The organism is Westiellopsis prolifica IICB1, from assembly GCF_004323185.1.
Lineage (GTDB): Bacteria > Cyanobacteriota > Cyanobacteriia > Cyanobacteriales > Nostocaceae > Pelatocladus > Pelatocladus prolificus_A.
The window spans coordinates 414,052-436,682 of record NZ_NAPS01000002.1; the positions used below are offsets into that span (position 1 = coordinate 414,052).

Genomic DNA, 22,631 nt, shown 5'->3' on the forward strand with positions numbered 1-22,631 from the left:
AAAATCAAAAATATTTCCATTTATTATCAAATAAGTTCATAAATTACATTTAGTTAACTCATTTTTAGGGATTTTCTGCAAAAAAATTCTTTCCTGAGCGAAACTATCAAATAAAAATATCACCAATTATATATAAATAAAACAAATAGAAATATGTAATTTAGCAGATGACTTCTAGTCATTGGTGTATAAAAATATTTGACATATTAAATTAAAATAAAGATTACTTAAACTTTCGACATAAATAATGAGGTGAAAAAATAAACAGGACTAAAGCTTGCTTAACACCTCGTTCAAATCAAAAACCAACAAACTATGAACTCTAGAACTGAACAACGCATAGCCTTGATTTCAGTCCATGGCGACCCAGCAATTGAAATAGGTAAAGAAGAAGCTGGAGGACAAAATGTTTATGTGCGCCATGTGGGCGAAGCTCTAGCCCAGCTAGGATGGCAAGTAGATATGTTTACCCGTAAAATCAGTCCAGAGCAAGATACTATTGTTCAACATCATCCAAATTGTCGAACAATACGTTTGGAAGCGGGTGCTGTTGAATTTGTCCCTAGAGACAATTTATTTCCCTATTTACCAGAATTTGTAGATAATTTTCTTGATTTCCAAAGAGAAAATAATCTTAATTATCCATTAATTCACACAAACTACTGGCTTTCTAGCTGGGTAGGAATGCAGTTAAAGAAAATAAAAGGTAGCAAGCAGGTTCATACATACCACTCATTAGGGGCGGTCAAATATAACACTATAAAGACTATTCCTCTAATCGCCAGTACACGGTTAGCAGTGGAAAAAGAAGTATTGGAAACAGCAGAACGGATTGTGGCGACAAGTCCACAGGAAAAAGAACATATGCGATCGCTCGTTTCCACAAAAGGTAACATCGATATTATCCCCTGCGGTACTGATATTGAGCGGTTTGGTTGTTTTGATCACAAAACAGCAAGAGTTCAGTTAGGTCTTAATCCCGAAGACAAAGTAGTTATGTATGTGGGGCGTTTTGACTACCGTAAAGGTATAGAAACCTTGGTACGTGCTGTAGGACAGTCTCGATTCCGTGGTGAGAATAATGTTAAGCTAATCATTGGCGGTGGTAGTCGTCCGGGACAAAGCGATGGTATGGAACGCCAACGAATTGAAGGTATTGTTGCTGAATTAGGAATGAGCGACTTTACCATCTTTACAGGTCGTCTGAGTCAGGACATCCTACCTACTTATTATGCTGCGGCTGATGTTTGCGTTGTTCCCAGTCACTATGAACCATTTGGATTGGTAGCCATAGAAGCGATGGCGTGCTATACACCAGTTGTAGCAAGTGATGTTGGTGGACTTCAGTTTACTGTCGTGTCTGAAGAAACTGGTTTGCTAGCACCACCACAGGATGAAGAAGCTTTTGCTGTGGCGATTGATCGAATTCTTGCCAATCCCCTATGGCGAGATAAACTAGGTCAAGCTGCGAGAAAGAGAGTTGAAACCAAATTTAGTTGGAATGGTGTAGCAACTCAACTGAGTGAACTCTACACCCAGTTATTACAACCAAAAGTTCAAGAGCAAGAACCAGTATTACTGAGTTCGTAGTTTTTCAGTAATTCATCATATACAGGACTTACGCAAAAATTGCCAAAAAGGTTAATTTATCTAACGGCCAAGACGCCAACAAGCCAAGAATTCGTAGAGTGTGCGTAAGTCCTAATATAGCCTTTCTGAACTACAAGATCTCCGACTTCTTCTGTGAAGTAGGGGATCTGATTCTCTTAAAAGTCAATTGCCGTTACCATAAAAGATGCACGTCGATACGATATCTCTATCTATGTGCATCTCTTGTTTTCAAGAGCTATGTCAACCATTTAAAGTTAATTGAGCGAAAAATTGTTGTGCAAACATTTGATTTTACCACTCTCAGCGCTGTTTGTAGCGACATCCGCGCTCACTGGTTACCATCGCGCTTGGAACAAGTTTATCAGCGCGATCGCCATACTATTTGTGTTGCGCTACGTACCCTCAAACAGCGCGGTTGGCTAGAAATTTCTTGGCACCCCCAAGCTGCGCGTCTGCATATCGGTGATCCACCACCGCGATCGCCAGACACATTTACTTTTAGTCAACAGCTAGTTCATCAGTTGGGTAATTTAGCCTTAATCGCAGTTGATGCGATCGCACCTTGGGAACGGGTTGTTGATTTACAATTTGCTCGTCGTCCGGGAGAGGAACCTCTGTATCACCTGTATGTAGAAGTCATGGGTAAATACAGTAATGTGATTCTCACTGATGCGAATAATATTATTATTACTGCTGCTCATCAGGTCAACCAACAAAAATCGAGTGTTCGTCCCATCCTCACCGGACAACCTTATGAAACCCCACCTAGTCTGACTAATGCTATACCTAGTTTGAGCGAATCCCAACAACGTTGGCAAGAACGAGTGAGTTTAATTCCAACAGCGATTAAGCGACAGTTGTTGAAAAACTATCGTGGTGTTTCTCCAGCTTTAGTACAGTCAATGCTGTTGGCTGCGAATATAGATCCAGAAACAAATACTGACACTCTGACACCCCAAGATTGGCAAAAATTGTTTACACTTTGGCAAGAATGGTTGCAAAATCTAACAGACGAGAAATTTCAACCAGCTTGGACAACAGAAGGATACACTGTGATTGGTTGGGGTGGAATTGAGCCAGCAACGGATATTCAAGAATTACTCAACCGCTACTACACAGATCAACTTAATCAACAAACCTTCTCACAACTGCGTCATCAACTGAGTCAGAAAGTCAGTAATCTTTTAGAAAAACTGCGGCTAAAAGCACAAACTTTTCAACAACGCTTACAGCAATCGGATCGAGCCGATGAGTATCGTACCAAAGCTGATTTGTTAATGGCGTACCTGCAAAACTGGGAACCAGGAATGAAAGAAATTACCCTTCCTGATTTTGAAACTAGTGAGCCAGTACAAATTGGACTCGAACCAGATAAAAATGCTGTACAAAACGCCCAAAATCTGTATAAACAACACCAAAAACTCAAACGCGCTCGTGCTGCTGTCGAACCATTACTAGCAGAAGTCAACGCCGAAATCGAGTATTTAGAACAAGTCGAAGCTGCGATCGCTCAAATAGACAATTACACAACAGCGGCAGATTTGCAAGCCCTAGAAGAAATCCGCGAAGAATTAATTCAACAGCAATATTTAGAAGAGCAAGAATACCGTAGTCGTAGTAGTAACGAAACCCCTGATAACTTTTATCATTACCGCACCCCTAACGGTTTTGAAGTCTTAATCGGTCGTAATAATCGACAAAATGACCAATTAACCTTCCGTATCGCTGGCGATTATGATCTGTGGTTCCACACTCAAGAAATTCCAGGTAGTCATGTACTATTACGACTAGAACCCGGTGCTGTTCCAGACGAAGCAGATTTACAATTCACTGCTAATCTGAGCGCTTACTACAGTCGCGCTCGTCAAAGCGACCAAGTACCAGTAGTTTACACTCAACCAAAACACGTCTATAAACCCAAGGGAGCTAAACCGGGAATTGCTATTTACAAGCAAGAACGTATTATTTGGGGACAACCGCAGTTACTGTAGAGACGCGATATATCGCGTCTGGTACAAAATTTATGTGTATCGTGATTAACGTGAAATGGTATTAGCTATTAGCCAATCTATTGAACCTATATTTTCCAGATCCACAAAATAATCAATCAGAAATCAACTTAACAAATCTTATTCTGGCATGATGCGACAGAATCCTTTTCTCAAATCCCGTTTTCTGTTGAAAGTGTTTCTTCAGAGTTAAATTATTCTTAAAGATAGAAGCTAAATTTTTTGGTCTATTTCTTTTTTTGATAAAAATTAACTAAAAATCTGTGTTGGCTGCTACAATCTTGTTAAGAAAGATTGCTCGTTGCGTTTTAGAAACGCAATGTTTGGATTTCACTCTACATGAGAAGAGAACATAAAGGATAGCCTTGTTTATAGACCAGTCTGTTACGGCTGGTCTTTTTTTATATCAACAAGTAAAAATTTTTCAGTAATTCCTACATTATATTTATAGGACTTACGCACACACCTGGAGTTTAGACTAAATTAGGTAACCTCAAAAAAAAAATAGAGGGTGTGATTGAACACAGTCCCCCTATTAGCAGAAGCTGAGAGAAGAACCACCTACTCTCACCTGCCAATATGAAACGTGCCAAATTAGAAGAATTTCGTCAAGCGGCGTACAAGCATTTAGGTAGAGCGCATGATGTGACTTTTGAACTGATGGATGCAATATTACTGACTCGGAACGCCTACAGTTTGGCAGATTTATCGCTATCACCAGTATTTAGACGTAAGTGGCCAAGCATCTATGAAGCATTACAAGATAGCAGACCACAGCGACAGAAATTGATGCAGTTATACATCAAACAAATACCAACCCAGGGTAGTCCGTTGTTAGCAGGCGACCACACTGCTTGGTCACGCCCAGATGCGGTAACTCTACAGGAGAGGACAATTGAACACAGCAGTGTGACAATAGCAGGCAACAAACCAATTACCATAGGTCAGGGATATAGGCACTTACTCGTAATAAAAGCAAGCGCCGTATTAAATATATTTTGGCATCCGCCCAAAGTAGAGCGCGCTTTCGCCTAAGAGGCGAAAGCGACGGCTGGGCATTTTATTATTTGGAGATCCCATAGCACCATTGCTTGGATACCAGAAACTGAAGGCAGTTGGGCATTACCCTTGAGACATGAGCGAATTACCAGTTGGGAAAACCCGATACAGAAGGCAACATGGCAATTACAACAAGTGTGTGAGAATTTACCAACTAGACCAATTTCTGTTTGGGATAGTGAGTACGGGTGCGCCCCTTTCGTTTTGAAAACAGCCAACATCAAAGCAGATATTCTTGTCCGTTTGCGTTCAAACCTGTGTTTATGGGGCGCACCACCACCATATTCTGGCAAGGGACGACCAAGGAAACATGGTGACAAATTCAAACTAAATGAACCGGATTCATGGGGCGAAGTTACTCAAAGTATAGAAGTTGGCGATGCAAAACTAGGTCGAGTCAAAGTGAGCTTATGGTCAAATTTACACTTTCGCAAAGCTGCTAGACGTCCCATGTCCCTCATCAGGGTTGAACGCTTAGATGAGCAAGGAAATTCACGGGTATCAAAACCTTTATGGTTGGCTTGGGTAGGAGAACAAATGCCTCCACTATCTGAAGTTTGGCAACTCTATTTGCGTCGCTTTAGTGTTGACCATTGGTATCGTTTTTTGAAGCAACGTTTACACTGGACACTGCCGAAATTCAGTACTCCTCAGCAATGTGAGCGTTGGAGTGACCTGATGCCTAGGCGTGACTTGGGAATTGTGGCTGGCGCGTGATATCGTTGCCGATAACCCTTTACCTTGGCAAAAGTCATTAGACAAAATGACCCCTGGAAGAGTTGCCCAAGCGATGGGGAGCATTTTTGCAGTGATTGGTACTCCTGCCCGCTCACCTAAACCTCGTGGAAAGTCTCCAGGCTGGAAACCAGGAAAACCACGACAACGTAGAATTCGCTATCCGATAGTCAAAAAAACTACAAATAAGCCCCGCAAAGAGCAACCAAAATCTGCTTAGGATTGTAGATTTTCATGTCTGAAGTCTGTTTGTTTTCAACTCAGCTTTGCTGGGTCGTTTCTTGTTGCTTAGTCTAAACTCCAGACACACACAATTATCATTTTTCGTTTGTAGTGAGGACTTTAGTCCTCAGAATAAGGACTAAAGTCCTCACTACAAACTTAGAAACTAAAGGTAGTTCTCAGTGCGCCAATGATAACGTTATCATTGTCACTGTTATGATCTGGTGCAGTTAGCCAAATCACACCGGGGGTAATGGTGATGTTCTCGCTTAACTGATACTGGTAAAAAGCTTCGACGTGATATGAGGTATCTTCGTCCTCATCGATTTCATTGATGCTGGAATTAGTAACTTTCGGCTCCATACCAACAATGATACCCGCTACGCTACCTTTACTACCGAGGTCGGGAAATCCTAGAGTTACTGCCCAGTTCCAGATATCCAGTTTACCACGGTCAATTGTTCCTCCTTCTGTAGATAGGTTCTGAGCATTGGTGTAACCAACCCAACCACCCAAAATAAAATTATCGTTGAGTTGATAAGTTGCTTCTAGACCATAGGAATTGCTGGAGAAAGGTACATCTACATTAAAATTGGAGTTAAAGAAGGATATTGGATTTGCTCGATTGCTACCAGCACCCAATTCTTGATTGTAAGCATTGATGTAGGTTAAGCCAACGGTTAAGCGATCGCTCGGTTGAAAGGTTAGCTGTGCTAGTGCGCCGTAAGGACCATTAAACAAACCGTTACTACCGGATGGATCATTGGGTGAACTCGCCAAATACCCTAAACTGAGCGCTAATGTATCGCCAAAGTTTTGCGTGACACCCAAACCCGCACCATCCATTTGGTAATAAATTGGGTTGCGTGTACCAAAGGTTGATAACGCACCAAACGCACCGTCTCCATCAAACTGGTTGATTGTATTTGTAATGTCGTCTGCTGCACCTGCGTTAGCGATCGCAATTACTTCAGTACTATCACCAAGAGAGAATCTATACCATAATGCATCTATGAAAGCATCAGTCGTGCCATCTTCACCAGCAAAGAACAGACTACCTTCTGGTGTGCCAATATCTGGATTGAGGATATTATTAGCTTGAATCCTGGTAAACAGAGTATCTTTCCCTGTGAAGCTGGTGTTTAATTCTATACGCGCTCTTACCCCAAGGGTTGTATTGTTTCCTTTAGCATCCACACCATTGACATCATCTCCTCCCAGAACATCGGTAATCGCCATTACCACTTGTCCAGTTAATTTGGTTGTGGTAGAAAATTGATTGGCTACCAATTCTGCGGTATGTGCTTCTAATGTATCCACACGACCCCGCAGAGTTGCCAACTCTGCTGAAAATTCTTCTTGCAGTCTTTGGAGTGCGGCTAAATCTTCTTTTGTCACCAACTCTGATGTAGCGGTAGCGATGATTTCGTTGACCCTATCCAAACATGCATTCAAACCTGCGGCGAACTCATAGCGCGTCATCGGCCGATTACCGCGATAAGTACCATTTGGATATCCAGCGATACAACCATAGCGTTCTACCAGTGATTGTAAAGCTTGAAAAGCCCAATCTGTGGGTTGCACATCTGACAATTGAGAAACCGAAGTTACTTGACCAGCGCTTTGGTTTGGAGTGACTACCAATTGCGGTTGAGTATTTTCTGAAGTTTTTATTGTTTCTTCTGCGAATGCAGTAGCATCAACCAGTAAGATAGCGCCGAGAATTGCTGGACTTACCAACAGAGATTTCCAAAATTTTTGCATTTTTCCTCACACTAATTAAAAAAAGCCATAGTGACAACCACTAGCTCCCTAGCCTGAATCGTCACCAGCCTAAAGTGCTAACCACAAATTGAAGTATATTTTTGATAGATTACCACTATGCTTGTTGAAAGCAGCTTTATTAAAAATAATTCTCAAATAATCTACCAGTTATTAGGAATTTTTTTAATACAACATTTGTCAACCGCCCCACCCACAAGGGGATGGGTTTTACGCGCGATCAATAAAATACAGTTCACACAAACATAATTTTGGGGTTGTACCAGACGTGCGATGGCACGTTTCTACAGAATTTAAATGTCAATTGATTTATTTTATCCGAACCATATTCTTATAGTGTGTCGTTTTGCGTTAGTTCTCAAATATTTAATGAGAATGATACTTATTTTAGTCTAGAAGAGGTAGAATAAGTCTCATTGTCAAGTTCAAATCCCTGGGGAGTTAGCAGGACTGTGACTCAGATTCCTAGAGAAAGTAAAAAAAATAAACCCAAGAATAGTATTATCTCTTTAATTACTTTGGTAATATTGATTGCTGGAACTGGTTGTACTCAAACAAATACAACAGGCTCAGTCAATACGGAACAATCACCTCAAGCGCAGGAAGCAGCATCCACACCTGCACAAAAATCAGGAAAAATTAAAGTAGTGGCAACGTTTTTACCGATATATTGGTTTACGAAAGCGGTAGCAGGGGATACAGCAGATGTGACAATTTTAGTACCTCCAGGAACAGAAGTACATGAGTATCAAGCAACACCAGAAAATGTGAAAGCGATCGCCACAGCGAATATATTAGTTAAAAATGGCTTAGGTTTAGAAGAATTTTTAGAAGCAACAGTTAAAAATGCTCAAAATCCGAAGTTAACACAAATAGATGCCAGTAAAAGCATTCAACCTATAGAAAAAATATCACCCGTTGTAGAAACAGGAAATCATGAAGAAGAACACGACCATGAACATGCTGGAGGGAATCCACACATCTGGTTAGATCCTGTTTTAGCAAAACAGCAAGTTATTAATATTCGAGATGGTTTGATAGCAGCTGATCCTGCTAATAAAAATACATACCAAACAAATGCAGCAGCTTATATAAAACAATTAGATTCTTTAAATAATCAATATCAGCAGACTTTACAAAAAAATCCTAACTGCACATTTGTCACGTTCCACGATGCTTATCCATATTTAGCTAAACGGTACAATCTCAAGCAAGTTGCAGTCGTAGAAATTCCCGAAGACCAACTGACACCAACAGATGTACAAAAAGCAGTCAACGCGGTGAAAAAGTACAAAGTCAAGGCTTTATTTGGTGAACCAGGAATAGATAACAAATTATTGACAAGTCTTTCTAAAGACCTGAATTTAACTTTACGTGAACTAGATTCATTGGAAACAGGCCCAACAGATCCACAACATTATTTTCAGGCAATGCAAAATAATTTGCAAACTTTAGAAACAGCTTGTAAATAAATGTCATTGGTCATTAGAGACGCGATGAATCGCGTCTGTACAATGGTCATTTGTATTTGTTATTTGATCAAAAAACTATTTTTTATCACCTTTTCCCGAATTTAAAATCACCAATAATTAATTTTTTATGAGACCAATGGCTATTGTACAGACGCGATTCATCGCGTCTCTACCAATGACCAATGACTAATGACCAATGACCAATGAATATTGAAATTCCGATTCTGAAAGTAGAAGAATTAAGTGTCAAGAAGGGTAATTATCTAGCTATTCTTGACGTTTCTTTTGAATTATCACCAGGGACAAACACTGCTATAGTTGGTCCCAATGGTGCGGGTAAAAGTACTTTAGTACAAGCAGTTTTAGATTTGATTCCACGGACTACCGGCAATATAGAAATATTTGGTCGTCCAGTAAATAGGCTAGGAAATTTGTGTCATCAGTTAGGATATGTGCCACAACATTTTATTTTTGACCGTAGTTTTCCAATTTCTGTGAATGAGTTGGTCGGTTTGGGATGGGTGAAGCAAAGCAAAAGAGAAAGGGTATTTTCTCAAATCTTATGGCAGCAAAATCAGGAAAAAGCAATAGCTGTAACCTCTGCTTTACGACGAACTGATACTTATCATTTGCGAAATCAAGCAATTGGTACTTTGAGTGGTGGTCAGTTAAAACGAGTATTGCTTGCTTATTGCTTGGTTATGCCGAGAAGATTATTAATATTAGATGAAGCTTTTGCTGGGGTAGATGTGCAAGGTGCAGCAGATTTTTACACGCTGCTAAATGAACTAAAGCAAGAAGAGGGCTGGACAGTCTTACAAGTTTCCCACGATATTGATATGGTTAATCGTTATTGCGATCGCGTGATTTGTCTCAACCAAACCATCGTTTGCACCGGAGTCCCAGAAGTTGCGCTTTCACCACAAAACCTATTAGCAACCTATGGTCCAGGGTTTAGCCGTTACCAACATAATCATTAAATTGGGGATCGGGGATTGGGGATTGGGGATTGGGGATTGGGGATTGGGGATCGGGGATCGGGGATCGGGGATTGGGAACAGTTATAAAAGAATAGCAACTGATAACTGATAACTGATAACTGATAACTGATAACTGATTTTACTCATCTAAGTGTTCAGCAACGGCTTGATAAAGATGCAAAACATGGTGATCGTGGAGGCTATAAAATACACGACGACCTTGCTTACGATAATTGACTAAGCGCATGACTCGTAAATTTCGCAACTGATGAGATACAGCAGATTCGGTCATCTCCAGTGTTGCTGCTAAGTCACTCACACAAAGTTCTTTTTCTGCTAAAAGAGATAGAATTCGCAGACGATTTGCATCCCCTAAAAAGCTAAAAAATTCTGCCATTCGTTGAGCTTTTTGGCTGCTGAGAACCTGAATTGAAGGGGGTTGCAAATCTTTTGTAAACATCTCGTTTTTCTGGCAATTGAATTAGTGAATAGAAACTAAACTTATATACTTCACAGATTGATGATTCTATGTAAATAATATTGCATGAGTTGCTTTAATGATTATCATTTTTATTTGTTAACCGTCACTACAGTTAGTGACCTGTTAACTTTGCTACAGTTTCCCTTTATGCAGCGAGCGATCGCAGGTGCTGTATTAATGGGAATACTTGGCGGTTTGCTTGGCTGTTTTGTCACCCTGCGCCAGTTGTCTTTTTTTAGTCACGCTGTTGGTCATGCGGCATTAGTCGGCGTAGCATTAGGTGTATTGCTACAGTTAAATCCCACTTGGATGCTGCTACCTTTCACATTGGTGTTTGGGGTACTCGTGATTTACTTTATCGACAAAACTGATTTAGCTAGCGATAGCGTACTCAGTATAGTATTATCAGGGGCCTTAGCGATCGGCATAATTTTAAGTAGCCTGATCCAAGGATATCGCGGTAACTTGATGGGAGTTTTGTTTGGCGATATTCTGGCGATCGATCTCACAGACCTGATTTTAACCATGCTGGTGCTTGTAGGAGGGAGCATATTTCTATTATCAACCCTGCGCCAGCAAATTTTGTTAACTCTTAATCTTGGTGTGGCAAAAGTCCAAGGAATTCCAGTACAAATTTATCGATATGGGTTTGTAGTTTTGCTCTCATTAGCTGTTGCTGTAGCGATTAAGGCTGTTGGCGTATTACTGGTGAATGCATTTTTGGTAATTCCCGCTTCCACAGCTAAATTGATGAGTCATCACTTTAGCCGCTTTCTGCTGCTGTCGGTGATTGTTGGTTCTACAACGAGCATCGCTGGCATAATTGCATCAGGTCTTTTTAACCTGGCTTCTGGTCCAAGTATCGTACTGCTACAATTCATCGTGTTTATAGCTGTTTTCAGCTGGATCAAGTTGATCAGCAAAGGTACATAATTTTTTTTTTAATTTACCTATTGCAATTTGAGAAAAAGTTTGCTAAATTTATTAATCGTTAAAAACAAATGTTTTCGCCGGGATAGCTCAGTTGGTAGAGCAGAGGACTGAAAATCCTCGTGTCACCGGTTCAAGTCCGGTTCCTGGCATCATAAGCAAAACCCCTGGTAAGCAAGACTTCCAGGGGTTTGCTGTTTCCATAAAAAACCCATTTCAGCCGTTTTGGGTGGTGTAAATTTGGTGTAACTTTATGCCACGTTGGACATTTTTGGACGGGGTTAGTCAAATTATTGGGGTAAAGTTGGGGTAAATCAGGGCGCGCTGATTTACCTATCTCAAGAGTTACCTGATGAAAACCCAAATGTCTCAACGCAAGGCTTCTAAGGGAACTGTCCAAATTAAAAACTCGAACGAACGCCTGCAACTCGTTTTTAGCTATACCGGAAAACGTCATTATCTTTCGACAGGTTTTACAGATACGCCAGCTAATCGCAAGTTGGCGGAAATGAAGGCTAGGCAAATAGAGCTAGATATTCTCTCTGGCAATTTTGATCCAACTAGGACTAGCCCTTTCAAGGTGTGTTATTTTGCAGCTTTTTCTGGTTTAGAATCTTAAAAGTTGAGACATGGGGCTTGCTCTTGAGGTAAGTTCGTTTTGGTCGAGCTTTCTTCGGATCTCGGGGATGACGGCGAAAAGTTCTCAGTTTAACAAGGCCTGCCAGATGTTTGAGAGTTTGTGATAATTCTGTGAAGGTCATGTTCTGAAAAACACACCACTCATCAGGGGAAATCGCAATCATCATCCCTCTGTAAGTACCCTTGATTTCATCGGCTAAATAGTAGCTAGAAACTTCGGCTTCTATCTTCTCGCTTCCATAAACACTTCTAAGAGCTGCCTGAACGGTAGACAGCACGTTATAGGCGACTAAAGCGATACAGAAGGTAAACAAAGCCGCTTTTGGATAACCTAGTGTATTAATCTCGCACTTCTAGATTTTCTGTCAGAACTTGGAATAAGGTTTCGAGTTTCCAACGTTTGCGGTACATTTGGGCTATCAAAATTGCATTTGCTACCTCAAACGGCAGATTTGTCAGAATAAAAATTTCTCTGTCCCCTTCACGATTAGGCTGCTTCAAGCAGACCTTAATTCGTCGTGCCTTTAACAGTTGACCATCATCGGCGCTCAAGATGATGTTTTGCTCAAATACAGTACCACTATCGCTTTGACCTACTAATCGGAAATCATCGGTTGCTTGCCAGGGAAGACTTTGATGTTGCCGGATAATAAAGTAGCCTTGGCCTGCGGCAACACCAAATAAGAACTTGAGTGTACAAAAATTCCGGTCTGCGATCCAAACATCATCTTCTTCAGCCGTTAATAGTACCTCATCAAACAAAGAACGCTCTTGAGCATGACCGTCTTCACAAGGAAATACATCTATTGCCAGCATTAAACTTGGGTCAAGTACAACCAAAGATTGTCCTGGTAAAGGGGCGCTACTAATTTCACGTAATGCTTTTAAGCGATGTTCGGTTGCTGCGATCGCATTCCCATCAATAATTTTTACTCGATAACCTGGTAGCAAATCAGGTATTGTAGCATTGAGGTGGCGAATCGTCGCTTCCATTTGACCTGCAACCTCTCTAACTAGCTCCCCACTGGTAGTCGGTTCGATGCCATTGATTTTGTTATAGACCGAGGTAACTGAAACACCTATTTTTTCTACTGATGCTTGGTGTGCTGCGTGTACTGATGGATGGACTCCGCAGACGACAAGGCTCATCAAATTAACTACCGTGGAGAATAATAGCTCACGAGTGTATTGGGTTTTGGCACTACGTTCAAATAGTTCATCAAGAATTTGGGCAGATAATGCTTTCTCTAATAGCCCACGAACCATCACCGATACTGGACTCTCTTTTACAAATCGCTCAAACACCTGCCCTAACAACATTGTTTTCTCCACTCAACAAATTTGCACCTCTTTTTACCAAACTACAAATTAGTCCATCACACAACACCTTGAAAGGGCTAGTCCTATCTAAATGTGAATGATAGGTTATTATCAAAAACAGATGGTAAATGCCAATCTATTGTTGACCCAACACTATACTTTGTAGGCTTTGAGAAAATTGTGGGTGCATCCGCAACTTATGGATATTATGGCTGGTGTACAGGTAAAAGAATTGCTTTTCAATTGCTGGAAAAACAATTTTCATCGCGTCAAGAATTCAATGTTTTACTCTAGAGGTCTGTTTAATTAATTGTAATAGTCAAGTTAAACTTGTTTGTAGTAAGGACTTTAGTCCTTATTTTCTAAGCATAAAATACTGACTACAAACTTATCAATATTTTTTGATGCCATAAAAGTTAAGTTTCGAGTTAAGTTACCTTCCAGTTTTAATTCCTTAACTTTTCTGTATCGACTTTTATATTTGCAGATTCTATAAAGATAACATCACACCTGAAATCAAGGAGTTGAACTGATGAATAGTATAATTAATTCTCTGAACAATATGCGCTGGAACAAATTTTTGACCATTGCTTTACCAATCAGCATATTGTTATTTACACAAGCTTGTGCACCACGAAGAATTTTGAGCGATAAAGACAATCCTTCTAATCCTACATCATCTATTGCTCAGAATTCTGTTAAATCTCTACTCAATCATGGTGGTAATTAAATTCTTCTAAACTTCTGGTATTAGTAAGATTAATCTATCATCAAAAATTGCTGCAAGATTCAATTTACCGATTAATTTTTCAAAAATCCTAGAACTTACACATAGAAAGTTTACTTGTGTAAGTTCTTTCCTTCATTCTGTTTTATTAAGCGACAACACAAAAAGTTTTGCGCTATTACGCGCTGCTATGAGAGACTACTTCGCTGCTGCCAGCAAAGAAGAGAATGTAATTTACGAAATTGATCAAGCTCTCTATAAAGAAAATTCCATTTTTAGACCAATCCGATTAGTCTGTCTGGAAACTCCTAGATATAAACTAGTGGTTCTTGGTTTGCATATATTGATTGATACATTAATACTGATTGCACTGTGGAGCGATAGCATTTGGGTGTCAGTACGTCAATGACTCTATTTCAGGTGATGTTGGAACAGTAAAAATGCTCACTTCATTAAGGACATGAAGCTTCACAACATCAACAGAGAGACAAGGGCGATCGCACATGACATGGCTTGTGAATTAGTGGCCGATCAATACCTAGCTAATACCATTTCACGTTAATCACGATACACATAAATTTTGTTCCAGACGCGATATATCTATCGCGTCTGGAACACCATTTGTATTTGTATCAGGGTTTTAGTGAAATGGTATAACTCAAGATTTTAGCGATCACTCCAAATTCTGGCGTTGCTGAATTTAGTTATGAATTATGTTTACATACATTTTTGTAGTTTGATGCCAAATCCTTGTACAGACGTAGCATTGCTACGTCTCTACATACCCGTAAATTGTAAATTCATATCTTGATTCCAAGGTCTTTTTCGTTCTATTCTCCCAGTCTGTAGACGTAAGCGGGTCGAGGAGAACATAGATTGAGCATCGCATCATCTGCTGTCCAAAAGTCGGCGGATTCTGTTTTGGCACAGGCTAAGAAAACGGCATCATACAACGTAGGCATCCCGTATTGTTCAGCAAGTTGCCAAGCTTCGAGTCGCAGAATTTCGCTGTCAATGTAGTCAATCGGTAGGCTGATGTAGGCTGTGTAAAGTTGTTGGGCTTCAGTCGAAGTCAATAGCTTAAGTCTCACTTTTTTACGCAGCACAGAACCCACCTCCGCCCAGGCAAAGTACGGTGCAACCAGTCTGGTTTGTTGAGTTAAGGCATTTGTGATCAAAGCGATCGCTTCTGATGTTTGTTCATCTGGGCAGAGGTACTTCATCATCACACTGGTATCGATACACAGTGCCTCAGTCACGTCTACCTTCTCCTTCACGCAGTTGACGAATCAACGGTACTGGATCGGGATGCACCCCAGTGCGCTGTTTGACTTGCTCTCGAACGGTTTGAATTTGTTTGTGGGCTGTCCAAGAACTACGCCACTTCATTTCTTTTTCCAGGGCTTGAACGACTAGATCATTGAGAGATTCATCTTCTCGCTTCAATGCCCGGATTTTCTGAAGTAATTCCGCCGGGAAGCGAATTGTTAAGGCTTCACGTTCCATGATTACACCTTTTGCAACCAATTTATGATACCATGCTATATAACCATTTTAACTTGGGTAAACAATTCGCAAAAGTAATACACGCTCAGGTTGAAATGAGCGGCGATCGCTTCCGTAGTTGAGGTTGAGTTATAAACACAACTCTCTATCGCTCTTCCACCACCGCACCCAACGCTTGTAAAGTCAAAATCGTCGCTTCTGTTAACCCTTTCACACCAGTAATATTCATCCCCTCGTAAAGTCTTTTTGCCCTCAACATGCTTATATATTCCCCCGTTTTCACATCCCAAACCCTCACCGTCTGGTCTTGGGAACCACTAGCAACAAATTGCCCATCTGGACTAAAAGCCACAGCAGACACCAAATGAGTATGTCCAACACAGATATGACGACATTCCCCAGTTTTCACATCCCAAATTCTCACTGTTTGGTCATGGGAAGCACTGGCGAGAGTCTGTCCATCTGGACTGTAAGCTATAGAAAAAACCCAGTTTGTATGTCCTGTGAGAGTTCTCAGACATTTTCCTGTCTGCCAATCCCAAAGTTTTATTGTTTGGTCTGTGCTGCAAGTCGCTAAAATCTGATGATCTGGGCTAAATATCGCAGCGTAAATCCTGGCATCATGGGCTGGTAAAGTTTGCAGAAGACCAGTTTCACAATTCCACAATCTCACAGTTTGGTCAGCACCGCTACTAGCGAAAATTTTTCCGTCTAGACTAAAGGCGATCGCAAAAATTTTATCTCGATGACCAGTAAAAGTTTGCAGGCATTGCCCGGTGCGCCAGTTCCACAGTTTAATTGTACAATCAGCACTGCCACTAGCAACGATCTCACCTTGGGGGTGAAAAGCCACAGTATAAGCCCAGTCTCTGTGTCCTTGTAAAATTTGCAAACATCGCTCTGTGTTCACATTCCACAATCGCAGTGTGGCATCAGTACTAGCACTAGCTAATATATCTCCATTGGGATGAAAAGCCAGCCCGTAAATAAAATCTGTATGCCCTTCTAGGCTGACAAGACATTTGCTCGTTTGCCAGTCCCATAGTTTCACAGTTTTGTCATTACTACCACTAGCAATAATTTGCCCATTGCGACTGAATATTATAGGAGTCCGATTTGATTTATGAAAAAATCTAAGTATCTGTAGTGGCGTGTCTAGACTAAAATAGTGCATTAATAAACCGCAGAGGCGCAGAGAACACAGAGATAGAATCAGAGATTTATTGCATCATTTTAGCCTTGACAGTCCAGTAGGGTGTGTTATAGCGTAGCTATCACGCACCTAAACCCTTAATTGGTGCGTTAGCCTTTGGCGTAACACAACGGCAACAAAGGGGGAAGAAAATCTACACCCCTTTTTGCCTCCCCTACGTGTATTTCAGAAATCAAATATCAGTCCTATACTAAATTATTTGAATGATTTTACGAAGTAATAAATAGCATTACCCGGATAAGTTTATGGATAAGCGATCGCAAATTAAATCCCCGTAAATCAAATTTTTGTTAGACCTTCAGGTATTGTCTATAATAATTGATTACCTGTTCAATAAATTTTTGCCAATGATCATCGGGAATCCAAATTTTATGTAAATCTTTCTTTGCTTCTGTATCATTGACTCCTTTACATAGGTGACGGTAAAGATACATAAAAGCAGAAACTCTTTTATTGGCAGCACAATGTACAAACACCTTTTTATTTGTGTTAGCTTCCATGACTTGGAAAAAATCTTTGACATTATCAAAAGTTGGTTTTTCCCAAACCACAGGAATATAAATATATTCCATCTCTTGAGATTCCACTATTTCTTTTTCATGAGTTAAAGCATTGGGAGAATCTGGTAATGCTAGATTTACCACTAGTTGATATCCTGCTTCTTTGATTAGCGTAAATTCTTCTTCACTCAGTTGTCCTGATGTCGCAATCAAATCTGATATTTGCAGGAAATTGTAAATATTCTCAATACAATTGTGGGACATTTTTAAATGTGTGAGGCAAGTTGTTAATTTTCAATAACTGAGTCTCAGTTATTTACTTAATTCAGGCTGACAGCTATGATGTCCGTTGAAATACTCTTAATAATAATTAATTAACACGTCTAGCGTGGTGAAGTGAAAACGCAGAGAAATTGTGATGATGAGTAATTAGACGGACAACATGTGAGATAACGAGTTCTCACAAGAGCTTTGCTAAGAATATATTATCGATGAATTCTGAGTTTTGAATGGGGTACAAAACCCCACAATTATCAAATGACCAATAACGATAAATCGCGTCTCTAGCAATGACCAATGACCTTACTTAAGTTGAGTCAGCTAAACTTTGAAAATCAAATTTTTTTAACAATTCTAAAAATTTAAAAACCGCAGGGATATGTAAAGTGTTAGATAAAACTGCAACAGCCATAACTCTTTTTACTGGTACTGGTAGTTTGTATACCTGCACTTCTGGAGGAATTGGTACTGCTGCTAAACGTGGCAGAATAGCAGCTGTGAGTCCTTGATTAACCATGCTGACAATGGTGGAGTCTTCTTGAATATGGCTAGCAGTATGCAAAAAAGGTGCTAAATTTTTGATGTGTTCGTGTAGAGGTCTTCCACAGGGTAAGCAAGCCAGCATGACTGGTGAATAAACTGCTAAATCTTGCCAAGTAATTTGGGAATTCTTGATTTTGGCATGGGGTGGTAATAAAGCAACATACTCATCTCGGACAATTTCCCAAGTTTCAAATTCTTCACCTGTAGGTAGATAAGTAATACCTATATCGGCGCGTCCCTCACGTAAACATTGTTCGACATCTAAGTAAGCGAGGCGTTCTATGATGGTGACAGCGATTTCTGGGAATTGATGGTGAAACTTGGCGATCGCTTGTGGTAATAAATGAGTGGCGACACTGCGAAAAGAAGCTATGCGTACATGACCACCATGTAAACCTTTATGCAGATTTGCTTGTTCTTGCATCATTTCTAAATGTTGCAGAACTGTTTGAGCATGATACAAAATGCGCTCCCCTGCTGGTGTCAAAACTGCACCGTAGCGACCTCTAGCAAATAAAGGTACACCTAATTCTTCTTCTAAAGTAGCAATGGCATGACTAATTGCTGGTTGAGAAAGCTGTAACTCACTCGCCGCTTCACTAAAGTTACCACACTCCGCCACTGCAACTAAGGCTCGGATCTGGGAGAGTTTCATCGGTAATTCCAATCGAGAATCTGATTTGTTTTTCCCAAATAGATTGTATCAATAGATTTTTACTATCTATAAATCACATTTATATAATCTATACAAGCCATGATTTGATTGCTCAGTGAGACGTTGCTACAGTTTTGATTGTGGATGATCATTCAGGAGCAATTTTATGACAAATAATAGGATGCGTCTACAAAGTCATGACACAAAATTAGAACTAAAAATTGGCTCTCAGCATCTGTCATTTTTCCAAAAAAACTTGCAGAAGATTTGGCAAGAAATCATTAATTATTTCGTAGCTAGTCAAGAATTACAAGTTAAACAGAAAATAGATCGTCACGGTAATCATTATTGGCAAGCCTACGATCCCATAACGGGCAAATCTTTTATGTCAGGTTCAGAATCTGATATGCTTGCATGGATTGAACAACTTTATCGGTAATGTAAAATGCCAGATTTAACTCTTGTCATCGGTAATAAAAATTATTCATCGTGGTCACTTCGTCCTTGGTTGGCGATGAAGCAATTCGGTTTAGAATTTCAGGAAATTCGTATTCCTTTATATACCCCAGAAGCTGCATCACAACTTAGTCAATATTCTCCATCCAGGAAAGTACCTGTTTTATTACACGGTAATCAACAAATATGGGATTCTCTGGCAATTTGTGAATATTTAGCTGAAGAATTTCCCGATTTTAATTGGTGGCCAGAAGATAAAAATGCTAGAACAATTGCTCGTTGTATAAGTGCCGAAATGCATTCTAGCTTTCAAAATTTACGTCAAAATATGCCGATGAACTGTCGTGCTAAACTTCCTGGTAAAGGGATGGCACTCGGAGTACAAAAAGACATTGATCGCATTACCACTATCTGGCGAGATTGTCGAGATCAATTTGGGAGTGGTGGCGATATGTTATTCGGTCAATTTACCATTGCTGATGCCATGTTTGCCCCAGTTGTTTTAAGGTTTGTGACCTATGATGTGCAATTAGATCATATTTCTAAAAATTATGTAGAAGCCATCTTAGCAATCCCAGCATTACAAGAATGGATCACAGCAGGAAAAGCAGAGCAAGAAGTTATTCCTGCTTATGCATTTTAGAAATTAGTTTATTTGAAATAAGGGAACAGGGAACAAGGAACAGGGAACAGGAAAAACTAAATAGTTATTATTGTGAGCGATCGCTTGACTCTCTAATCTACACAATCTTGTTTCGACAATTTTTTCACCCATTCTTTTTTGCATAAAATTTTAGCATTTTTAAACGCAGAGTTTTTCTGTATAGAATTTGTTACGAATTAATTAGACATATGCGTGAAAATAATGTAGAGACTAGCAGGTGCAACGTCTCTACAGGGATTTTGGGTAACGCATAGTTAATTATCACCAGATGTCTATTCTAGTGTGTACTCATTTTTCATCACTCATCTAAATATTTTCAATTTGAATTTTATTTCCATAGAACATTAGGTGAAACTCACCGACATCAGCCGTAAAACCCCTACGCTCATAAAAAGTTATCATCTCTGGTAAACAATAAAGAGAAATCAGTTCAACAGAGCTTAATTTAGGATGATTAGTTACTAATTCCATCAATTTAGCCCCAAGTCCCATATTTCTATGACTCGGTTTGACGATCACATCATAAATAATAGCTCTATATATATAATCTGTGAGAACACGAGTAAAAGCAACCAAGCAATCGCATTCATCAACTAATCCAATTACAATATCTGATGCTGCTAGCATCTTCTCGACTTGCTCACGAGTACGCTTGTGACTCCAGAATTCATTTTTGTATAAATCTAATAAATCTAAAATCTGAATTTCAGTTAGTTGTTCTACAACTTGATAATTCATGAGAGAATCGCTTCAGCTGCTTTGACACTATTATCCAAAAAATTATATTTTTTCATAACTTCGTAGAGATTCATATCTGTTTCCAATAAACAAGCGTGTCCACTTTCAGGCAATACTACAATTTTAGAATCAGGTAAAATCTTTGCTAACCTTTGCGCTTCCGCCAAAGAAGGTAAAAGTCGATCTTGACTACTCGCGAGTAGTAAAATAGGTTGAGTTAGTTGACGTAATTGTTTTTCATCAACACCAAATTCTCGAATTAAAGATAATCGCCACAGAACAGTTTCTGAAGGTATAGAACGCATGGTTTTCAGCAACTCTTGGCGGTCGCTTCTGGAAATACGTGATAATGTTGCTAAAAATGGTAACAAGCCCAAAGCACCAATATCGAAAAAGTATGATGGTACGAAATAAGAAAATTGTGACGCCCAATCGTAAAAAGGGCGAAGATGAAAACTAGAAGCAGGATTGATCAGAATAATTCTTTCAAATAAATGTGGTGCTGCTACAGCTACTTTTTGAGCCAAACAACCCCCAAAAGATTCACCACATAGATAAACTGATCGTTGGGAACTTTTTTCTAATTCTGTGTGGATCAAGTCCAAGACATTATTAGTTAATACTTCCCAGCTAGTTAAATCTTCCCGTGGAATTGCCAAACAACGAACATCAAAACCAGCTTCTAAACCTGCTGTTTGCGATCGCAATAATTGACCAGTGCCATCCATCCCAGGTAAATATACAAACAAGGGATATTCTGGTTGCAGACGTTTGGGAGTCAAAAAACACGGCTGTAGTGATACTTTTGGGATAGTCATTGGTTAAGAGTTAATGGTCAAGGGTCAATGGTCAAGTGTCAAGGGTCAATGGTCAAGTGTCAATTGTCGATTTGAAATTCTCTGTACTCTTGACTATGGACTCTTGACACTGGACTCTTGACTCTTGACTATTCAATAACATCCTTCATGTAATAGATTAGCAATTTCCCCATGACAATGTTCTGTTAGTTCAGCGACAACAGTTTTAGCTTGTTTGCCTTGATATAGTTGTTGGTGTTGGGGTTTAATCCAATAAGGATGGCCAACCAACACTGCAACACGATTGTATATCACCAAAGGATGCCAACCAGGTTGATTAAACAACGGTTCCGAAGGATCAAACAAGTTCAATAGTTTGAGAGGAACAGCTGAGGTGTTAATTTCTTCTATGGAGGCGATCGCAACTGGTAAAATTGCTAAATCTTGTACATTTGCTCGCAATGCTAAATGAGCAAATCCCCTTTGAAATTCACCCACCCAGTTCGGTTGGGTAAACTTCACCATCGGTTCTGTCCCTTCAGGAAAAACTCCAACCAATTGTTTTGATTGCAACAAAAGTTGTGCTTGCTTAAAAAAACTTTGTTGACGTTGTTGATTTGCCTCTAGTGGAAAACATCCCAACCCTGCTACTATCTCTCGCATGATTGGTACTTGTCCCATGTAATGATGGCAAGCAAATCTGATTGAACTCGAAAGTGCTGCCATCAAAATTGGTGCATCCATGAAGCTACGATGATTGCTCACTACCAACACGCTAGCATCTTGAGGGATGCGATCCTCATAGTAGCGAAACATCTTGGTTGAGAGTGTCGCCAACAACCAGTGAGAAATATCTAGGGGGCTGTTTACACTCATAACTCTTCAATATAAATATTTCACAAATATATGTGTTTATCTACATGCTATCTTTACATTTGTTTACTATCTCTGGGACTGCCTTAAGGTAGAGATGTTTGATCTATAAACTTCGGAAAATCTTTGCTCCAACAACGGCTGATTTATGATGTCACCAGATAAAAAATGTGAAAACTCTTTTGATTAGAGTTTACACCTCTTGTTTAAGATAGGCGCGATAAACAAACTTCATCACAAATTATGAAAATATTTCTGTGCGTCACCAGATCTCAACGTTTATTTTTTGTAGAAGTCAGCTATGAGAAAATCTCATGAACATTATTTGCAAATCTTTCTCCCCCAATTCCCCTTGCACCTTCTTTGAGGATCACAGACCCGACCTTCCCCTATTTGTAATCCCTATTTCTAGGAAAATATATATATTTCTATTGTCACAA

At 39.8% G+C, this 22,631-nt stretch carries 25 protein-coding genes, 1 tRNA gene and 1 pseudogene; 15 read left to right on the top strand and 12 right to left on the bottom strand.

Going from position 1 to position 22,631, the window contains the following annotated elements; genetic code table 11:
* Window positions 1-315 precede the first annotated feature (315 nt).
* The 5 genes from B4U84_RS16020 to B4U84_RS31625 all read left to right on the top strand — a co-directional run bounded on the left by B4U84_RS16020 (window position 316) and on the right by B4U84_RS31625 (window position 5,634).
* Window positions 316-1,590 (top strand): glycosyltransferase family 4 protein, encoded by a 1,275-nt coding sequence (locus B4U84_RS16020; protein ID WP_017310112.1) that lies wholly within the window; start codon window positions 316-318, stop codon window positions 1,588-1,590.
* Window positions 1,591-1,886: 296 nt separating this feature from the next.
* On the top strand, window positions 1,887-3,602 hold the full coding sequence (locus tag B4U84_RS16025; RefSeq protein WP_131119404.1) for an Rqc2 family fibronectin-binding protein: 1,716 nt from the start codon (window positions 1,887-1,889) through the stop codon (window positions 3,600-3,602).
* A gap of 597 nt (window positions 3,603-4,199) precedes the next feature.
* The gene (locus B4U84_RS16030) at window positions 4,200-4,655 is read left to right on the top strand and encodes a hypothetical protein (protein WP_242677649.1); all 456 of its coding nucleotides are present in this window, start codon (window positions 4,200-4,202) and stop codon (window positions 4,653-4,655) included.
* Window positions 4,656-4,748: 93 nt separating this feature from the next.
* Window positions 4,749-5,396 (top strand): transposase, encoded by a 648-nt coding sequence (locus B4U84_RS16035; protein WP_242677650.1) that lies wholly within the window; start codon window positions 4,749-4,751, stop codon window positions 5,394-5,396.
* Window positions 5,368-5,634: a hypothetical protein gene (locus B4U84_RS31625; protein WP_242677651.1), complete on the top strand. Its 267-nt coding sequence runs from the start codon at window positions 5,368-5,370 to the stop codon at window positions 5,632-5,634. The genes B4U84_RS16035 and B4U84_RS31625 overlap by 29 nt, the downstream gene beginning before the upstream one ends.
* Window positions 5,635-5,795: 161 nt before the next feature.
* On the opposite strand, the gene B4U84_RS16040 is transcribed toward B4U84_RS31625, so the two are convergent.
* The gene (locus B4U84_RS16040; protein WP_131119406.1) at window positions 5,796-7,400 is read right to left on the bottom strand and encodes an iron uptake porin; all 1,605 of its coding nucleotides are present in this window, start codon (window positions 7,398-7,400) and stop codon (window positions 5,796-5,798) included.
* A gap of 470 nt (window positions 7,401-7,870) precedes the next feature.
* Between B4U84_RS16040 and B4U84_RS16045 the strand changes: the two genes are divergently transcribed.
* On the top strand, window positions 7,871-8,890 hold the full coding sequence (locus B4U84_RS16045; protein WP_131119408.1) for a metal ABC transporter solute-binding protein, Zn/Mn family: 1,020 nt from the start codon (window positions 7,871-7,873) through the stop codon (window positions 8,888-8,890).
* A gap of 203 nt (window positions 8,891-9,093) precedes the next feature.
* Window positions 9,094-9,870 carry a metal ABC transporter ATP-binding protein gene (locus tag B4U84_RS16050; protein WP_131119410.1) on the top strand — a complete coding sequence of 259 codons (777 nt, stop codon included), beginning with the start codon at window positions 9,094-9,096 and terminating at the stop codon, window positions 9,868-9,870.
* A 139-nt stretch (window positions 9,871-10,009) separates the two neighbouring features.
* On the opposite strand, the gene B4U84_RS16055 is transcribed toward B4U84_RS16050, so the two are convergent.
* Window positions 10,010-10,330: an ArsR/SmtB family transcription factor gene (locus B4U84_RS16055; protein WP_017310117.1), complete on the bottom strand. Its 321-nt coding sequence runs from the start codon at window positions 10,328-10,330 to the stop codon at window positions 10,010-10,012.
* An 84-nt stretch (window positions 10,331-10,414) separates the two neighbouring features.
* Between B4U84_RS16055 and B4U84_RS16060 the strand changes: the two genes are divergently transcribed.
* From B4U84_RS16060 to B4U84_RS16070, 3 genes are all read left to right on the top strand, one after another.
* Window positions 10,415-11,284: a metal ABC transporter permease gene (locus tag B4U84_RS16060; RefSeq protein ID WP_131119412.1), complete on the top strand. Its 870-nt coding sequence runs from the start codon at window positions 10,415-10,417 to the stop codon at window positions 11,282-11,284.
* A gap of 76 nt (window positions 11,285-11,360) precedes the next feature.
* Window positions 11,361-11,433, top strand: a tRNA-Phe gene (locus tag B4U84_RS16065).
* Window positions 11,434-11,633: 200 nt separating this feature from the next.
* Complete coding sequence (locus B4U84_RS16070; protein ID WP_510650806.1) at window positions 11,634-11,900, top strand: Arm DNA-binding domain-containing protein; 267 nt, start codon at window positions 11,634-11,636, stop codon at window positions 11,898-11,900.
* Here the strand turns inward: B4U84_RS16070 and B4U84_RS31200 are convergent.
* Together B4U84_RS31200 and B4U84_RS16075 are read right to left on the bottom strand one after the other, a co-directional pair.
* On the bottom strand, window positions 11,857-12,234 hold the full coding sequence (locus tag B4U84_RS31200) for a hypothetical protein (protein ID WP_207390960.1): 378 nt from the start codon (window positions 12,232-12,234) through the stop codon (window positions 11,857-11,859). The two genes, B4U84_RS16070 and B4U84_RS31200, sit on opposite strands and share 44 nt — an antisense overlap.
* 25 nt (window positions 12,235-12,259) lie before the next feature.
* The gene (locus tag B4U84_RS16075) at window positions 12,260-13,240 is read right to left on the bottom strand and encodes a transposase (protein WP_207390961.1); all 981 of its coding nucleotides are present in this window, start codon (window positions 13,238-13,240) and stop codon (window positions 12,260-12,262) included.
* A 93-nt stretch (window positions 13,241-13,333) separates the two neighbouring features.
* Here B4U84_RS16075 and B4U84_RS16080 point away from each other — a divergent pair, with 93 nt between their 5' ends.
* From B4U84_RS16080 to B4U84_RS16090, 3 genes are all read left to right on the top strand, one after another.
* Window positions 13,334-13,534 (top strand): hypothetical protein, encoded by a 201-nt coding sequence (locus tag B4U84_RS16080; protein ID WP_242677652.1) that lies wholly within the window; start codon window positions 13,334-13,336, stop codon window positions 13,532-13,534.
* Between the two features lie 238 nt (window positions 13,535-13,772).
* The gene (locus B4U84_RS16085) at window positions 13,773-13,970 is read left to right on the top strand and encodes a hypothetical protein (protein ID WP_131119414.1); all 198 of its coding nucleotides are present in this window, start codon (window positions 13,773-13,775) and stop codon (window positions 13,968-13,970) included.
* Window positions 13,971-14,157: 187 nt separating this feature from the next.
* A complete protein-coding gene (locus B4U84_RS16090) occupies window positions 14,158-14,376 on the top strand; it encodes a hypothetical protein (protein ID WP_131119416.1) in 219 nt (72 codons plus the stop codon).
* A gap of 421 nt (window positions 14,377-14,797) precedes the next feature.
* On the opposite strand, the gene B4U84_RS16095 is transcribed toward B4U84_RS16090, so the two are convergent.
* The 5 genes and pseudogenes from B4U84_RS16095 to B4U84_RS16115 all read right to left on the bottom strand — a co-directional run bounded on the left by B4U84_RS16095 (window position 14,798) and on the right by B4U84_RS16115 (window position 18,663).
* Window positions 14,798-15,226 carry a type II toxin-antitoxin system VapC family toxin gene (locus B4U84_RS16095; protein ID WP_131119418.1) on the bottom strand — a complete coding sequence of 143 codons (429 nt, stop codon included), beginning with the start codon at window positions 15,224-15,226 and terminating at the stop codon, window positions 14,798-14,800.
* Window positions 15,219-15,473 carry a YlcI/YnfO family protein gene (locus tag B4U84_RS16100; RefSeq protein ID WP_131119420.1) on the bottom strand — a complete coding sequence of 85 codons (255 nt, stop codon included), beginning with the start codon at window positions 15,471-15,473 and terminating at the stop codon, window positions 15,219-15,221. The genes B4U84_RS16095 and B4U84_RS16100 overlap by 8 nt, the downstream gene beginning before the upstream one ends.
* Before the next feature lie 145 nt (window positions 15,474-15,618).
* Window positions 15,619-16,581 (bottom strand): annotated as a pseudogene (locus B4U84_RS16105) (WD40 repeat domain-containing protein); the annotation flags it as partial.
* A gap of 395 nt (window positions 16,582-16,976) precedes the next feature.
* On the bottom strand, window positions 16,977-17,450 hold the full coding sequence (locus B4U84_RS16110; protein ID WP_207390962.1) for a protein tyrosine phosphatase family protein: 474 nt from the start codon (window positions 17,448-17,450) through the stop codon (window positions 16,977-16,979).
* 322 nt (window positions 17,451-17,772) lie between these two features.
* Window positions 17,773-18,663: a LysR family transcriptional regulator gene (locus tag B4U84_RS16115; protein WP_017310120.1), complete on the bottom strand. Its 891-nt coding sequence runs from the start codon at window positions 18,661-18,663 to the stop codon at window positions 17,773-17,775.
* 166 nt (window positions 18,664-18,829) lie between these two features.
* Here B4U84_RS16115 and B4U84_RS16120 point away from each other — a divergent pair, with 166 nt between their 5' ends.
* A complete protein-coding gene (locus tag B4U84_RS16120; protein ID WP_131119422.1) occupies window positions 18,830-19,102 on the top strand; it encodes a hypothetical protein in 273 nt (90 codons plus the stop codon).
* 6 nt (window positions 19,103-19,108) lie between these two features.
* Window positions 19,109-19,762, top strand: coding sequence for a glutathione S-transferase family protein (locus B4U84_RS16125; protein ID WP_131119424.1), 654 nt, complete (start codon window positions 19,109-19,111; stop codon window positions 19,760-19,762).
* A gap of 327 nt (window positions 19,763-20,089) precedes the next feature.
* Here B4U84_RS16125 and B4U84_RS16130 read toward each other — a convergent pair whose 3' ends face one another.
* From B4U84_RS16130 to B4U84_RS16140, 3 genes are all read right to left on the bottom strand, one after another.
* Window positions 20,090-20,521, bottom strand: a complete 432-nt coding sequence (locus B4U84_RS16130) for a GNAT family N-acetyltransferase (RefSeq protein WP_131119426.1) — start codon at window positions 20,519-20,521, stop codon at window positions 20,090-20,092.
* Window positions 20,518-21,339 carry an alpha/beta fold hydrolase gene (locus B4U84_RS16135; RefSeq protein ID WP_131119428.1) on the bottom strand — a complete coding sequence of 274 codons (822 nt, stop codon included), beginning with the start codon at window positions 21,337-21,339 and terminating at the stop codon, window positions 20,518-20,520. Before B4U84_RS16135 ends, B4U84_RS16130 begins: the two co-directional genes overlap by 4 nt.
* Before the next feature lie 132 nt (window positions 21,340-21,471).
* The gene (locus B4U84_RS16140; RefSeq protein WP_017310126.1) at window positions 21,472-22,194 is read right to left on the bottom strand and encodes a lysophospholipid acyltransferase family protein; all 723 of its coding nucleotides are present in this window, start codon (window positions 22,192-22,194) and stop codon (window positions 21,472-21,474) included.
* Window positions 22,195-22,631: the final 437 nt, after the last annotated feature.

What these genes read in the sequence shown, in the direction of transcription:
- B4U84_RS16085 (WP_131119414.1), top strand. Translation starts at nt 13,773, where the DNA reads ATGAATAGTATAATTAATTCTCTGAACAATATGCGCTGGAACAAATTT.
- B4U84_RS16135 (WP_131119428.1), bottom strand. Translation starts at nt 21,339, where the DNA reads ATGACTATCCCAAAAGTATCACTACAGCCGTGTTTTTTGACTCCCAAA.
- B4U84_RS16115 (WP_017310120.1), bottom strand. Translation starts at nt 18,663, where the DNA reads ATGAAACTCTCCCAGATCCGAGCCTTAGTTGCAGTGGCGGAGTGTGGT.
- B4U84_RS16130 (WP_131119426.1), bottom strand. Translation starts at nt 20,521, where the DNA reads ATGAATTATCAAGTTGTAGAACAACTAACTGAAATTCAGATTTTAGAT.
- B4U84_RS16050 (WP_131119410.1), top strand. Translation starts at nt 9,094, where the DNA reads ATGAATATTGAAATTCCGATTCTGAAAGTAGAAGAATTAAGTGTCAAG.
- B4U84_RS16060 (WP_131119412.1), top strand. Translation starts at nt 10,415, where the DNA reads ATGAGTTGCTTTAATGATTATCATTTTTATTTGTTAACCGTCACTACA.
- B4U84_RS16030 (WP_242677649.1), top strand. Translation starts at nt 4,200, where the DNA reads ATGAAACGTGCCAAATTAGAAGAATTTCGTCAAGCGGCGTACAAGCAT.
- B4U84_RS16120 (WP_131119422.1), top strand. Translation starts at nt 18,830, where the DNA reads ATGACAAATAATAGGATGCGTCTACAAAGTCATGACACAAAATTAGAA.
- B4U84_RS16110 (WP_207390962.1), bottom strand. Translation starts at nt 17,450, where the DNA reads ATGTCCCACAATTGTATTGAGAATATTTACAATTTCCTGCAAATATCA.
- B4U84_RS16020 (WP_017310112.1), top strand. Translation starts at nt 316, where the DNA reads ATGAACTCTAGAACTGAACAACGCATAGCCTTGATTTCAGTCCATGGC.
- B4U84_RS16125 (WP_131119424.1), top strand. Translation starts at nt 19,109, where the DNA reads ATGCCAGATTTAACTCTTGTCATCGGTAATAAAAATTATTCATCGTGG.
- B4U84_RS16140 (WP_017310126.1), bottom strand. Translation starts at nt 22,194, where the DNA reads ATGAGTGTAAACAGCCCCCTAGATATTTCTCACTGGTTGTTGGCGACA.
- B4U84_RS16075 (WP_207390961.1), bottom strand. Translation starts at nt 13,240, where the DNA reads ATGTTGTTAGGGCAGGTGTTTGAGCGATTTGTAAAAGAGAGTCCAGTA.
- B4U84_RS16055 (WP_017310117.1), bottom strand. Translation starts at nt 10,330, where the DNA reads ATGTTTACAAAAGATTTGCAACCCCCTTCAATTCAGGTTCTCAGCAGC.
- B4U84_RS16090 (WP_131119416.1), top strand. Translation starts at nt 14,158, where the DNA reads ATGAGAGACTACTTCGCTGCTGCCAGCAAAGAAGAGAATGTAATTTAC.
- B4U84_RS16040 (WP_131119406.1), bottom strand. Translation starts at nt 7,400, where the DNA reads ATGCAAAAATTTTGGAAATCTCTGTTGGTAAGTCCAGCAATTCTCGGC.
- B4U84_RS16070 (WP_510650806.1), top strand. Translation starts at nt 11,634, where the DNA reads ATGAAAACCCAAATGTCTCAACGCAAGGCTTCTAAGGGAACTGTCCAA.
- B4U84_RS16100 (WP_131119420.1), bottom strand. Translation starts at nt 15,473, where the DNA reads ATGGAACGTGAAGCCTTAACAATTCGCTTCCCGGCGGAATTACTTCAG.